This is a genomic window from Sphingopyxis macrogoltabida, assembly GCF_001307295.1.
Classification (GTDB): Bacteria; Pseudomonadota; Alphaproteobacteria; order Sphingomonadales; family Sphingomonadaceae; genus Sphingopyxis; species Sphingopyxis macrogoltabida_B.
The window spans coordinates 1,029,375-1,040,315 of the sequence record NZ_CP012700.1 but is presented as its reverse complement, the minus strand read 5'-3'; the positions used below and the strand labels follow the sequence as shown (position 1 = coordinate 1,040,315).

Here is a 10,941-nt window from a genome sequence, read left to right as displayed (position 1 = left end):
GCGCCGCGTCAGCCGGCGCAGAAAGCGACAAAGCGCGCGATCGCCTGTTTGCCCGCCGGCGTCGCCGCCATATCGGTCGCGGCGCCGTCGGCCGTCATGCGCAGCCAGCCATTCGCGGCAAAGGCGCGGATGAAGGCCGCATCGCCGGCGATTTCGTCGGTCGACGAGAAATAGGGCATTTCCTCGGCCTCGGTCGTGCCCGCCAGCCGCAAGCTCTGGTCGCCCGATACCAGCTCGATGGCGCTGAGGTCGGGGGCGCCGCCTGAGATTCCGGCAAAGATGCGATTGCCGCCCTCTTCGCAGGTGAAATTCAGCGGCTGGTCGTCGGTGTCGGCGACTTCATAGGCAAGGATGGCGCTGTTCGCCCGATCCTCGTCATTGACGCGCATCGTCCAGTCGTAGCCGTCGTTCACAGCAGGCGTCCCTGCCGCCGCGCCCGAAGCGAACAGCAAGGCACCGCCAACCGAAACCAGAAACCGCTTCATCGCCATTCCACCCTTCGTCATCTCATGCATTGATTGCAATGCTTATGGCCGCGAAGCGATTGAATTGCCTGTGAACTTGATCACCGTCAAGCGAGCGCCTTCTTCAGCAACTCGTTGACGACCTGCGGGTTCGCTTTGCCCTGCATCGCCTTCATCGTCTGACCGACGAAGAAGCCGAACAGCGCTTCCTTGCCGCCCTTATACTGCTCGACCTTGTCGGCATTGGCGGCGAGGACCTTGGCGATCTCGGCCTCGATCGCGCCGGTGTCGCTGGTCTGCTTCAGGCCCTCGCGATCGACGATGGCGGCGGCACCGTCGCCGGTCTCCAGCATCTTTTCGAACACCGCCTTGGCGATCGTCCCCGAAATCGTCCCGTCGGCAACGAGCCCGAGCAATTCGCCCGCCTGCGCCGGTGTTACCGGGCAATCCTCGAAGCTCTTGCCGAGGCGGTTGAGCGCCCCGAACAGCTCGCTCGATACCCAGTTCGCCGCCGCCGCCGGCTTCGCGCCGGTTTCCAGCAGCGTGTCGAACCACAGCGCGCTCTCGACCTCGGCGGTCAGCACGTCGGCGTTGTACGCCGAAATCCCGGCCGCCAGATAGCGCGCGCGCTTGGCGTCGGGCAGTTCGGGCAAGCTGTCGCGGCATTCTGCCAGAAACGCATCGTCGAGTTCGAGCGGCAACAGGTCGGGATCGGGGAAGTAGCGGTAATCATGCGCGTCTTCCTTCGACCGCATCGATCGCGTCTCGTTGCGGTCGGGGTCGTAGAGGCGCGTTTCCTGCAGCACTGTGCCGCCGCTTTCGATCAATTCGACCTGACGCTTCGCCTCGCCCTCGATCACCGCCATCACGAAGCGCACCGAATTGACGTTCTTCGTCTCGGTGCGCGTGCCGAATTCGTCGCCGGGCTTGCGCACGCTGACATTGACGTCGGCGCGCATCGAGCCCTCCTCCATATTGCCGTCGCACGACCCGACATAGCGCAGAATCGAGCGCAGCTTGCGCACATAGGCCCCGGCCTCGGCGGGCGAGCGCATGTCGGGGCGCGAGACGATCTCCATCAGCGCGACGCCCGAGCGGTTGAGGTCGACATAGGACATCGTCGGATGCTGGTCGTGCATCAGCTTGCCGGCGTCCTGCTCGACATGGATGCGCTCGATCCCGATGCGCTTGGGCTCGGGAATCCCGGCCTTCTCATCCTCCTCGATCATCAGCGAACCTTCGCCAACAAGCGGATGATAAAGCTGCGAAATCTGGTAACCCTGCGGCAGGTCGGCGTAGAAATAATTCTTGCGGTCGAACCGCGACCATTTGTTGATCTCGGCCTCGATCGCCATCCCTGTGCGCACCGCCTGGCGGATGCACTCGCGGTTCGGCACCGGCAGCATGCCCGGCATTGCGGCATCGACCAGCGACACCTGCGTGTTCGGCTCGGCCCCGAACGCCGTCGCGGCGCCCGAGAACAGCTTGGCGTTGGAGGTGACCTGCGCATGGACCTCGAGGCCAATCACGACCTCCCACTCGCCGGTTTCGCCCTTGATGCGATAATCGCTCATCTTACCACCACTTCTCGGCACGGGCGTTGAAGCCCGCCCGCTCTTCAATTGCCAGCCCAGCGTTCAGCACGCCCTGCTCGTCGAATGCCTTGCCGATGATCTGCAAGCCCAGCGGCAACCCTTCGCGGTTCAGCGCTGCGGGGACCGACATCGCAGGCAGGCCTGCGAGGCTCGCGGGGACCGCGAACACGTCGTTGAGGTACATCGACAGCGGATCGGAGGTCTTCTCGCCGAGCCCGAACGCCGCCGACGGCGCGGTCGGCGCGAGGATGACGTCGCACACTCCGAACGCCTGTTCGAAATCGCGCGCGATCAGCGTCCGCACCTTCTGCGCCTGCGTGTAATAGGCGTCGTAGAAGCCCGCCGACAGCACATAGGTGCCGATCATGATGCGGCGCTTGACCTCGGGCCCGAAACCGTCGGCGCGCGTCGCGGCGTACATGTCCTGCAAGCCCGCCTTTTCGGGCAGATCGCGAAGCCCATACCGCACGCCGTCATAGCGCGCGAGGTTCGACGACGCTTCGGCTGGCGCGATGATATAGTAAGCCGGCAGCGCATATTTGGTGTGCGGCAGGCTGATCTCGACGACCTCGGCCCCGGCATCCTTCAGCATCGCGATACCCGCGTCCCACATCGCGTCGATGTCGGGATCGATGCCTTCAAGGCGATATTCCTTGGGAATACCGACTTTCTTGCCCTTGAGATCGCTCGACAAAGCGACTTCCCAATTGGGTACGGGCAGATTCAGGCTCGTCGCGTCCTTCGGATCGAAGCCCGCCATATTCTCGAGCATGATCGCGCAATCCTTGACGTCGCGCGCCATCGGCCCCGCCTGATCGAGCGAGCTCGCGAACGCCACGATGCCCCAGCGCGAGCAGCGGCCATAGGTCGGCTTGATCCCGCTGATGCCCACGAACGCCGCGGGCTGGCGGATCGAGCCGCCGGTGTCGGTCCCCGTCGCCGCGGGGCACAGCCGCGCCGCGATCGCCGACGAGCTGCCGCCCGACGAGCCGCCCGGCGCGAGCGCGGCATTGCCGCCGTCGTTGCGCTTCCACGGGCTGATGACGTTACCGAAATAGCTCGTCTCGTTCGACGACCCCATCGCGAACTGGTCGAGGTTGAGCTTGCCGAGCATCCCGCAACCCGCATCCCACAATTTCTGCGAAACGGTGGATTCATAACGCGGCACGAAACCTTCGAGCATATGGCTCGCCGCGGTCGTCTGGACGCCGTTCGTCGCGAACAGGTCCTTCATCCCGATCGGCACGCCCGACAGCGGCTTCAGCGTCCCCGCGGCGCGGTCGGCATCGGCCGCCTTCGCTGCCGCGATCGCATGCTCGGGCGTCTCGACAATAAACGCATTGAGCGCCTTCGCGCCCGCGACATTGGCGTTGAACGCCTCGGCGACCTCGACGGCGCTGAAATCGCCCGCGCGGTGCCCGTCGCGGATATCGGCGACGGTCAGGTTCGTAAGTTCGGTCATTATTCGATTACCTTGGGAACGCCAAAGAACCCATGCTGCGGCGCAGGCGCATTGGCGAGAATATCGTCGCGGCGGTTGCCGCCGGTCAGCGGGTCGGCGTCGACGACGTCGTCGCGCAGCCGCAGGTTGTTCGGGATCACCGCAGTCATCGGTTCGACCCCGGTCACATCGACCTCGCCGAGTTGCTCGACCCAGCCCAGAATGCCGTTCAATTCGCCTTCCATCGCGGCGGCTTCCGCATCGCTGATCGCGATGCGCGCCAGCGACGCGATTTTCCTCACTGTTGCCTGATCGATTGCCATTCTAGTCGCCTTATCGGGAGAAGCTGCGCCGCTAGCATCCTCCCCCGCGCGCTTCAAGGCAGGCGCGCGATTCTCACTCGAAATCCTCGCCGAGCGGCTTGCCGTTGACGAAGAGCTGCCGCCGCTCGACCGGCCGCACCTCGATCGCCGCCTTTTCGAGTTCGCCCGGCGTCAGACCCTCCGCGATCGCGCCGCCGCGAAACCCTTCATAATCCTCGGCCCATTCGCCGGTCTTTGCATCGCGCGCGAACAGCACGACATTGTTGCCGCGTCCGGCCACGACGATGCGGTCGGGACCCAGCACATAGGCAGCGCACGGCGCGGTCTTGCACTGGCCGCGCGTATCGAGCGCCGCATAGGCCTCGGGCGGCAATCGCTGCCCCGCCGGCAGCACCCGCACCTTGTCGCGGATCGGCTTGGCGCCATAGGTCACATCGGCGGCATTGACGGCCTCGCCCGGGACGTTCAGGTCCCAGCGATTCTTCGCGGCGAGCGCCCATTTCGCCAGCCCGGCGCGCGCCTTGTCGGGCGACTTCGCCAGATCGGCGAGCGCCCGCCGCCCGGCAGGCCCGAAATCGAACGCCAGCGCCGCCCAGTCGAACGTCTCGGCCTTCGTCGTCCCGGTTTTCAATCGCGCCAACTGGTCGCGCGTCGAAATCGCGCCGAAATCCATCGCCGGCAACGCGAGGAACAGCGCCAGCAGCATCAATCCGATCGCCAGCTTCTGCTGCAAAGGCCGCAGCAGATCGTCAAAATCGCGGCGCCCCTTCGCAACCGACCACAATCCCGCCGCGCCATAAGCGAGCGCGATGATCGCCGCGATCACGCCCCAGATGCGCTCGGGCGTCCAGCCGTACTGAATGACGCGCAAATGCATCGAATAAAAGGCGATGACCGCGAGCGGCAGCACCGCCGCGACCAGCACCGCCGCCGCGATCTGCAGGAAGCGGTTCGCGGACCGGTCGTCGCGCCCGTTGCCGATCACCGCATTGGCGAGCAGCACTGCGAACGCCGCCGCCGCCATCATCAACGCCGCGGTCGAAAACCCCGAATCCCAGAGCGGCGTCAGCCCGGTGCCAAGCAGCGACAGCAGGAACAGCGCCAGCGCGGCCGCCAGAACCGGCGCCAGCACGCCGAGCACGATCATCACCAGCCGCTGTAAGGTCGCGACCAGCTTGTCGCGCTCGCGCAGCAGCCCGACCGCGCCGCCGAACGCCGCGCCCGCGAGCATCCAGCCGAACCATTCGCCGTTCAGCAAGCGCTCGATCAGGTCGATTCCGATCAGCTTGAACATCTGCCCGATCAGCACGACGAGCAGAAAGGTGATGCCGACGAAGACAAGCCCCGCCGCGCCGATCACCGCGTCGGTCCAGGCATGGCTGTGCAGCCGCTCGTACGGCATCTGCCACAGCCTCCAGAAGCGCCAGTCGCGCGCGACGTCGCGGCGCGTCTGGAACAGCGGCGTCGCGACGAGCACCGCCAGGATTCCTGACCAGAACGGCCATTCGATCGGCGACCCATTGAGATTGTAACCCGCCGAATAGCCGCTGATCAGCCCCATCACCGCGCCCCAAAGCAGCGCGAAACCCAGCGCCCAGTGCCAGCGGCGGATTTCGACGCCGAGCAGGAAAACCACCGTTGAAACGGCGATAAAGGCCGCAAGCGCGTCGAGCAGCGGCGCCGGTTCGGCGACATATTGACGGTCGACAAGCATGTGAAACAATAGCCCCGCGAGCGCCCCGATCGCCGCCATGATCCACGGGCGCAACGGCCAGGGTGCGTCATTTTCGTCGAGGCGTACCGAGGCGAGCCGGGGCGAATCGGGGGCGGGCGTGCTTGCGGGGGCGTCGGTCATGCCCAATGTCTAACTTCCAATTTCGTCATGCTGAACTTGTTTCAGCATCCATGGCCTGCCATCCCGACACGCGCCGCATATCATCGCACCTTGGGCCGTGGACCCTGAACCAAGTTCAGGGTGACGAGTATTTGAAGGGCCGCTAGATAGCGCCCAAACTTTTTCTCCCCATGGAGCCCAAATGGCCCGCAAATTCCTCTACCTCATCGCCGCGATCATCATCCTCGTCCTCGGTATCGGCATCGCCTGGCAACTCGCCCCCGGCTGGTTCGGCCGCGTCGCCTTCGTGCCGTCGACGGAATTCAAACCGCAGGCTGCAATCGCCCCCAACGCCTATGACGATCCTGCGATGTGGATTTCGCGCCCGGGTCTCGAAAACGACCCGTCGAACTGGCGCCCGCCGGCGGAAGGCGATGCGGCTGCCAAGGCCGACGGCGACAAGCTGATCCCGCCCGCCCGCGCCGCGACGACAACCGCCCCCGCCGAAGCCGCCGCGGCCAAGGGCGATGCCGCGATCTTCTTCGTCCACCCGACCAGCTATTACAGCAAGTCGAGCTGGAACGCGCCGCTCGAAGACCGCGACGCCAATTACCGCACCACCCTGTTCATGCAGGGCATGGCGAGCGCTTTCGGCGACGCCGGCGAACTCTGGGCCCCGCGCTACCGCCAGGCGACGCTCGGTGCCTTCCTCGCCGAGGATCGCGTGACCGCGGGCAAGGCGATCGATGCCGCCTATCGCGACGTCGAACAGGCCTTCGACGCTTTCCTCGCCGCGCAGCCCAAAAACCGGCCGATCATCCTCGCCGGGCACAGCCAGGGCGCGCTGCACATCGAAACGCTGATCAAGAACCGCATCGCCGGCACCCCGCTCGCGAAGCGGATTGTCGCCGCTTACATCATCGGCTGGCCGATCAGCGTCGATACCGACATCGCGGCGCTTGGCCTCCCCGCCTGCCAGACCCCCGAGCAAAAGGGTTGCCTGATCAGTTGGGCCACCTTCGCCGAGCCCGCCGATCCGATCATGGTCACCGACGCCTATGACGGCACGATCGGCTACGACGGCCGCCCGCGCGCGGGCACGCGCATGCTGTGCACCAATCCGCTCACCGGCATCCCCGATACCGCGGCGGGCCCGGAGGCCAATATCGGCACGCTCAAGCCCGCCGACGGCTTCAAGAAGGGGTCGCTCGTCGCGGGCAAGATCGGCGCGAAATGCGACGATACGCGCGGTCTGCTGATGATCGGCGATGCCGAGGTCGCCAAGGATTATGCGCCAAGCTATGTGCTGCCGGGCAATAATTACCACGTCTTCGACATCACGCTGTTCTGGGCGAACGTCCGCGCCGACGTGCTGCGGCGCCTCGCGACGTTCGAAGGCAAGCCCTCGCCGGTACCGCCGGCGGCGGCGCCGTTGCCCGCTCCGGCTGCTCCGACAGCCCCGCTAGCTGCGGCACCGAAAACCTGATTCCGTTCGCATCGAGCGAAGTCGAGATGCCCAGAAGAAGCGCCTGCCCTCACGGTGTCTCGACTTCGCTCGACACGAACGGATAGAGAGGGGGTGATGATCACCACCACCGCTCCCGACTTTGCCGCCGCGCTCCCGAACGGCGGCCGCCTGATGGGCCTCGACGTCGGCACCAAGACGATCGGCGTCGCCTTCTGCGACGCCGGCTGGAGCTTCGCGACTCCCGACAAGACGATCGTCCGCAAGAAATTCTCGGCCGACCTCGACGCGCTCAGGATGCTCGTCGCCGCGCATTCGATCACCGGCCTCGTCGTCGGCCTCCCCCTCAACATGGACGGCAGCGACAGCCCGCGTACCCAAAGCACCCGCGCCTTCGCGCGCAACCTCGCCCCGCTCGCCCTCCCCCTCCTCCTCTGGGACGAACGCTGGTCGACCGCCGCGGTCGAGCGCGCGATGATCGCCGCCGACGTCAGCCGCGCCAAACGCGCCGAACGCGTCGACAGCGCCGCCGCCGCCTTCATTCTGCAGGGCGCAATCGACGCCCTGACCCGGGCTTGATCCGCTATTTCCTCTATTGGCTCGCTGCCGCGAACGGCATCGCCTTTGGCCTGATGGTCGCCGACAAGCGCCGCGCCGAAGCAGGTGTGCGCCGGATAGCGGAAAGCACCCTGCTCGGCTGGTCGTGGCTCGGCGGCGCGATCGGGACCTATGCCGCCTCGCGCATCGTGCGACACAAGACGCGAAAACAGCCGTTTGCGACAAAGATGGTCATGCTTTGCGGTGCGGAAATCGTCCTGCTCGGGCTTTGGACGTTTGGGTTTCTCGACCCGCTGTTCCGCCATTGGCACGTGTCCCCGCGAAGGCGGGGACCCAGAGCACCGATAAGCCGTCTTGCAACGCTCTGGATCTCCGCCTCCGCGGGAATACAAGAAAGAAGTCGATGTGCGATTTTCGCACGCAACAACTTGCGATTATCGCGACTCCGGCCTAGACGCTCGGCTTTAATGACAAACACAACCATCCGACCCGCCAGCGATTATCCGCCCGGCGGCGATGCCTTTCGCCATCGCCACCTCACCGGCATCGCCCAGCTCACGCCGTGGGAGATTTCCTACGTCCTCGACGCCGCCGAACAATGGGTCGAGATGAACCGCAGCGGCGCCGCCAAACATGACGACCGGCTCGCCGGGCTGACGATCATCAACGCCTTTTTCGAAAATTCGACGCGCACCCTGCTGTCTTTCGAAATCGCCGGAAAGCGCCTCGGCGCCGACGTCGTCAACATGCACGCCGCACAGTCGAGCGTGAAGAAGGGCGAGACGCTGATCGACACCGCGATGACGCTCAACGCGATGCGCGCCGACGCCATCGTCATCCGCCATCAAAGCTCGGGCGCGGTGCAACTGATCGCCGACAAGGTCGATTGTCCGGTGCTCAACGCCGGCGACGGCCGCCACGAACATCCGACGCAGGCGCTGCTCGACGCGCTGACCATCCGGCGCCGCAAGGGCCGGGTCGAGGGCCTCACCATCGCCATCTGCGGCGACGTCCTCCACAGCCGCGTTGCACGCTCGAACATCCTCGCGCTGACGCTGCTCGGCAACGAGGTACGGATCGTCGCGCCGCCGACGCTCACCCCGCCGGCGATCGACCGCATGCATGTCACGACCTTCGCCGACATGGACGAAGGCATCAAGGACGCCGACGTCGTGATGATGCTCCGCCTCCAGAACGAGCGCATGGACGGCGCCTACCTACCGTCGGCGCGCGAATATCATGCGCTCTACGGCCTGACCCCGAAGCGGCTCGAAAAAGCGAAACCCGATGCGATCGTCATGCACCCCGGCCCGATGAACCGCGGGGTGGAGATCGACAGCAGCGTCGCCGACGATGTCAAACGCTCGACAATCACCGAGCAGGTCGAAATGGGGGTCGCGGTCCGCATGGCGTGCCTCGACATATTGACGCGCCGCAAGCGGGGAGTGCCGGGATGGAACTGAAACCGCTCCACATCACCGGCGCGCTGCTGGTCGACGGCGACACGCCGCGTCCGGGCAGCCTGCTCGTCATCGATGGCCGCATCGCCGCGCTCGACCCGGCCGAAGTTCCCGAAGGCACCGAAACCGTGGACGCTCGCGGCCAGTGGCTCGCCCCCGGAATCATCGATCTCGGCGTCTTTGCCACCGACAAGCCCGCCTTCCACTTCGGCGGCATCACGCGCGCCGCGCTGATGCCCGACAGCGGGCCGCTCGACAGCGCCGGGCTCGTCGAGCGCGCCGCCAAGGGCGGCAAGCCCGACCTCTGGGTCCACCCCCTCGCCGCCGCGACCAAGGGGCTCGAAGGCCGCGAACTCGCCGAAATCGGCCTGATGAAGCAGGCCGGCGCGCGCGCCATCGCGACCGGCCGCAACCGCATCCCCGACAGCGGCGTCATGCGGCGCGTGCTGACCTATGCCGCCTCGCTCGGCCTCGTCACGATCATCCATGCCGAGGATGAAGGGCTGACGGCGGGTGCCGTTGCCACCGACGGCGAGATGGCGACCCGGCTCGGCCTGTCCTCTGCCCCCGCCATCGCCGAAGCGATAGCGATCACGCGCGACCTCGCGCTGGTCGAGGAAACCGGCGCGCCCGTCCATTTCCGTCAGGTCACGACCGCGCGCGGGCTCGACCTGATCCGCGCCGCCAAGGCGAAGGGCTTGCCCGTCCTCTGCGGCATCACCCCCGCACACCTGCTGCTCTCGGATACGGCAATCGGCGATTTCCGTACCTTCGCGCGCCTGTCGCCGCCGCTGCGCAGCGAGGACGACCGTCAGGCGTGCCTCGCCGCAATCGCCGACGGCACGATCGACATCCTCGCCTCCGGCCACGACCCGCGCGGCCCCGAGGACAAGCGCCTCCCCTTCGCCGAAGCGTTGCCCGGCATGGCGGGCGCCGAGACGCTGCTCGCGCTCGGCCTGGGCCTCGTCCGCGACGGCGATATTTCTCCGGGACGCCTGTTCGAACTGCTCGCGGCCACCCCCGCCTGCCTCCTCGGCGTCGATGCCGGCCGCCTCGCCGTGGGCATGGAAGCCGACCTGATCCTCGTCAACGACGGAACGCCCTGGCAGGTCGATGCCAAGAAAATGGCGGCCTGGGCGGGCAACACCCCCTTCGACGGCATGCCGGTGCAAGGCCGCGCGACCGCGATGTGGAAGGGCGGCCTGCGCATCCGCTAGGCGCTCTCCGGCGTCTGCTTTCTTCGGGTAGTGGACCTTTCCATTCGTCATCCCGGACTTGATTCGGGATGACGAATGCGGGGGAGGCAACGACAGCTCCCCACCCAAAGCGGCGACCGCTCCACCCATTTCCAGGTAATACGACGGGCACAAAAAAGGCCCCGTCTTTCGACGGAGCCTTCATCATCTGTCCGGCGAAAGGATCAGACGCTCGCCGGATTGTCCTTGTCGTCGAGGATCAGCACGAGACCGATGATCGCGGCCAGCGCGATCAGACCATAGAGCCAGGTCGAATTGTCGAGTTCGTTCTGGCCTTCGACCGTCGAGGTCGCGCGCGTGCCTTCAACAGCCGCCACGGGCGCAGCCGAAGCCACAACCGGCGCCATAACCATCGAGGTTGCCGCGAGGGAGATCGCAGCCTTCTTCAAAAGATTCATAATAAACTCCGTCCACTGTTAGCGGCTGCCGCCTAAGCATCATTTTGTTACTTATCAATATATTTCATCTCAATTCGGTACAAAATAAATTTGGTACTGTTGCGAAACCTTTCGCGCCGGCCGCCGCAATGGACAAGGCGAAGGGGC

General features: G+C 65.8%; 10 protein-coding genes and 1 pseudogene. 5 read left to right on the top strand and 6 right to left on the bottom strand.

What is annotated here, in order from left to right; genetic code table 11:
- Positions 1-8 precede the first annotated feature (8 nt).
- The 5 genes from AN936_RS04810 to AN936_RS04790 form a co-directional block, all read right to left on the bottom strand.
- Complete coding sequence (locus AN936_RS04810; RefSeq protein ID WP_149037590.1) at positions 9-515, bottom strand: hypothetical protein; 507 nt, start codon at positions 513-515, stop codon at positions 9-11.
- Between the two features lie 56 nt (positions 516-571).
- Positions 572-2,038 (bottom strand): Asp-tRNA(Asn)/Glu-tRNA(Gln) amidotransferase subunit GatB, encoded by a 1,467-nt coding sequence (gene gatB, locus AN936_RS04805; protein ID WP_054587143.1) that lies wholly within the window; start codon positions 2,036-2,038, stop codon positions 572-574.
- A 1-nt stretch (position 2,039) separates the two neighbouring features.
- Positions 2,040-3,521 (bottom strand): Asp-tRNA(Asn)/Glu-tRNA(Gln) amidotransferase subunit GatA, encoded by a 1,482-nt coding sequence (gene gatA / locus AN936_RS04800; protein ID WP_054587142.1) that lies wholly within the window; start codon positions 3,519-3,521, stop codon positions 2,040-2,042.
- Positions 3,521-3,823 carry an Asp-tRNA(Asn)/Glu-tRNA(Gln) amidotransferase subunit GatC gene (gene gatC / locus AN936_RS04795; RefSeq protein WP_054587141.1) on the bottom strand — a complete coding sequence of 101 codons (303 nt, stop codon included), beginning with the start codon at positions 3,821-3,823 and terminating at the stop codon, positions 3,521-3,523. The genes gatA and gatC overlap by 1 nt, the downstream gene beginning before the upstream one ends.
- Positions 3,824-3,896: 73 nt before the next feature.
- A complete protein-coding gene (locus tag AN936_RS04790) occupies positions 3,897-5,678 on the bottom strand; it encodes a DUF4153 domain-containing protein (RefSeq protein ID WP_054587140.1) in 1,782 nt (593 codons plus the stop codon).
- Between the two features lie 181 nt (positions 5,679-5,859).
- On the opposite strand from AN936_RS04790, the gene AN936_RS04785 reads away from it, so the two are divergent.
- The 5 genes and pseudogenes from AN936_RS04785 to AN936_RS04770 all read left to right on the top strand — a co-directional run bounded on the left by AN936_RS04785 (position 5,860) and on the right by AN936_RS04770 (position 10,357).
- On the top strand, positions 5,860-7,143 hold the full coding sequence (locus AN936_RS04785) for a DUF3089 domain-containing protein (RefSeq protein WP_054587139.1): 1,284 nt from the start codon (positions 5,860-5,862) through the stop codon (positions 7,141-7,143).
- A gap of 96 nt (positions 7,144-7,239) precedes the next feature.
- Positions 7,240-7,701 (top strand): Holliday junction resolvase RuvX, encoded by a 462-nt coding sequence (gene ruvX / locus AN936_RS04780; RefSeq protein ID WP_054587138.1) that lies wholly within the window; start codon positions 7,240-7,242, stop codon positions 7,699-7,701.
- Positions 7,698-7,886, top strand: a pseudogene (locus tag AN936_RS25890) (DUF1294 domain-containing protein); the annotation flags it as partial. The gene ruvX and the pseudogene AN936_RS25890, both read left to right, overlap by 4 nt.
- Before the next feature lie 261 nt (positions 7,887-8,147).
- On the top strand, positions 8,148-9,143 hold the full coding sequence (locus tag AN936_RS04775; RefSeq protein ID WP_054590109.1) for an aspartate carbamoyltransferase catalytic subunit: 996 nt from the start codon (positions 8,148-8,150) through the stop codon (positions 9,141-9,143).
- Entirely contained in the window at positions 9,134-10,357 is a 1,224-nt protein-coding gene (locus tag AN936_RS04770) for a dihydroorotase (protein ID WP_054587137.1), read from the top strand. Before AN936_RS04775 ends, AN936_RS04770 begins: the two co-directional genes overlap by 10 nt.
- Positions 10,358-10,560: 203 nt before the next feature.
- Here the strand turns inward: AN936_RS04770 and AN936_RS04765 are convergent, their stop codons facing one another.
- On the bottom strand, positions 10,561-10,794 hold the full coding sequence (locus AN936_RS04765) for a hypothetical protein (protein WP_054587136.1): 234 nt from the start codon (positions 10,792-10,794) through the stop codon (positions 10,561-10,563).
- Between the last annotated feature and the right edge of the window lie 147 nt (positions 10,795-10,941).

Excerpts from the sequence above, each read along its gene's own strand:
- AN936_RS04810 (WP_149037590.1), bottom strand. The coding sequence starts at position 515 with ATGCATGAGATGACGAAGGGTGGAATGGCGATGAAGCGGTTTCTGGTT.
- gatB (WP_054587143.1), bottom strand. The coding sequence starts at position 2,038 with ATGAGCGATTATCGCATCAAGGGCGAAACCGGCGAGTGGGAGGTCGTG.
- gatA (WP_054587142.1), bottom strand. The coding sequence starts at position 3,521 with ATGACCGAACTTACGAACCTGACCGTCGCCGATATCCGCGACGGGCAC.
- gatC (WP_054587141.1), bottom strand. The coding sequence starts at position 3,823 with ATGGCAATCGATCAGGCAACAGTGAGGAAAATCGCGTCGCTGGCGCGC.
- AN936_RS04790 (WP_054587140.1), bottom strand. The coding sequence starts at position 5,678 with ATGACCGACGCCCCCGCAAGCACGCCCGCCCCCGATTCGCCCCGGCTC.
- AN936_RS04785 (WP_054587139.1), top strand. The coding sequence starts at position 5,860 with ATGGCCCGCAAATTCCTCTACCTCATCGCCGCGATCATCATCCTCGTC.
- ruvX (WP_054587138.1), top strand. The coding sequence starts at position 7,240 with ATGATCACCACCACCGCTCCCGACTTTGCCGCCGCGCTCCCGAACGGC.
- AN936_RS04775 (WP_054590109.1), top strand. The coding sequence starts at position 8,148 with ATGACAAACACAACCATCCGACCCGCCAGCGATTATCCGCCCGGCGGC.
- AN936_RS04770 (WP_054587137.1), top strand. The coding sequence starts at position 9,134 with ATGGAACTGAAACCGCTCCACATCACCGGCGCGCTGCTGGTCGACGGC.
- AN936_RS04765 (WP_054587136.1), bottom strand. The coding sequence starts at position 10,794 with ATGAATCTTTTGAAGAAGGCTGCGATCTCCCTCGCGGCAACCTCGATG.